1 protein-coding gene is annotated in these 1,222 nt (G+C 51.2%); it reads left to right on the top strand.

The window, feature by feature from the left end:
- The first annotated feature begins 78 nt into the window (after positions 1-78).
- Positions 79-1,205, top strand: a protein-coding gene (locus FGF66_RS12330; RefSeq protein WP_139457936.1) for an IS630 family transposase whose coding sequence is annotated in 2 segments (ribosomal slippage) — positions 79-508 and positions 508-1,205 — 1,128 coding nt in all. Because the reading frame shifts where the segments join, the coding sequence is not laid out codon by codon here.
- Positions 1,206-1,222: the final 17 nt, after the last annotated feature.

Genomic DNA, 1,222 nt, shown 5'->3' with positions numbered 1-1,222 from the left:
ACTAGTGTCGCATCACGCAGAAACAGTCGTATAGAATGATTACCTTCATCTTCATTGATCAACCCAACCATCGTGAAGATGAAGAAGTACAAAGTTACCCTGACCAAAGAAGAGCGGGAAGAACTCGACGCTCTGAGCAGCAAAGGCAAGCAGAAAGCTCAAAACGTCTTGTCAGCCCTGATTTTGCTGGCTTGCGACGAAGGACAGCATCAACACGTGCGCTCAATCAATGAGACCATTGCTCGGGTTTTGAACGTGAGCATGAAAACCATAGATCGGGTCAAAAAGCAATTCGTTGAAGAGGGGCTTGAAGCCGTCATGACTCGCAAACCAACGAGTCGCGTCTTTGCCAAAAAAGTCGATGGCGATCTTGAGGCCAGGCTCATTGCCCTGAGCTGCTCACCGGCCCCGGAAGGCCATGCTCGCTGGACACTGAGGCTTCTTGCCGATAAAGCTATTGAACTGAACTATGTTGACGAGATTTCCTATGAAACGGTGCGTCGGACGTTAAAAAAAACCTCCTCAAGCCGTGGAAGCAGGAAGGATGGGTGATTCCGCCAAAACAAAGCAGCGATTTTGTCGCTCAAATGGAGACCGTGCTGGACGTGTACAAGCAGCCGTACGATCCGCTTTATCCGGTGCTCTGCATGGATGAGTCGCCGAAGCAACTGATCGGCGAGAGCAGAACGCCTATTCCAGCCGGGCCAGGGCGTGCCGCCCGATATGATTATGAGTACGTCAGGAACGGCACGTGCAATATTTTTATCGCCACCGAGCCACTGATGGGCAAGCGACTGGTCAAGGTCACCGAAACCCGGAAAAAGCAGGACTGGTCGAGGTTTCTGGCAGACATCGCCAGCAAGTACAAACACGCCGAAAAGATCACGCTAGTGATGGATAATCTCAACACCCATGCGCCGGGATCGCTTTACGAGACCTACGCGCCGGAAATAGCAAAAGCTCTGCTGGATCGATTCGATTTCGTGTACACGCCGAAGCATGGGAGTTGGCTGAACATGGCTGAAATCGAATTGCGAGTTTTGTCAGGCCAGTGTCTGAATCGGCGAATCGAGCAGATCGCAGAAGTACGGCGGGAGGTAGCTGCATGGGAGCGAGAGCGGAACAACAAAAAGGCAACGATCAACTGGCAATTCACCACGGCTGATTCACGAATCAAACTCAAACATCTTTATCCGTCAATATAGTAGTGACGTGACACTAG

This window comes from Chlorobaculum thiosulfatiphilum, from assembly GCF_006265165.1.
Lineage (GTDB): Bacteria > Bacteroidota > Chlorobiia > Chlorobiales > Chlorobiaceae > Chlorobaculum > Chlorobaculum thiosulfatiphilum.
This window is presented reverse-complemented; position numbering and strand designations above follow the sequence as displayed.